This window comes from Alienimonas sp. DA493 (assembly GCF_043951915.1).
Lineage (GTDB): Bacteria > Planctomycetota > Planctomycetia > Planctomycetales > Planctomycetaceae > Alienimonas.
The window spans coordinates 1-356 of sequence record NZ_JBINJD010000386.1; the positions used below are offsets into that span (position 1 = coordinate 1).

Sequence of the window (356 nt, forward strand, 5' to 3'; positions counted from 1 at the left end):
CACCGCGGGCAGAACCCCGCCGAACGCCTGCGGGGCGACGCCGCGGCCGTGCGACTGCACGTCTCCTGGCCCGGCCTGCGGCGGACGCTATCGGCTGAGCAGAAGGAGGACGCCGCGTCCCCCTTCGACGCCGAGAGCGGGAGCCTATCCGCCAGCAAGAAACTGCTGGACACCAAGCACCCGGCCTTGAGGGCCGCCGCCCGGGTGCGGCACGCGGCGGTCTCGCACTGGAAGAGCGCCAGCCTGCCGTACCCGGAGGCCGGCGTCCGCCTGCTGCCCCGGACCGACCTCCCCGCGTTCGAGCGGCGGATGACGGAACTGCAGGCGGAACTCGCCGACGCCGCCGCGGAGGTCGA

At 74.7% G+C, this 356-nt stretch carries 1 pseudogene; it reads left to right on the forward strand.

The features are described 5' to 3' along the window. A pseudogene (locus ACG2DA_RS23140) lies at positions 1-356 on the forward strand (hypothetical protein); the annotation flags it as partial.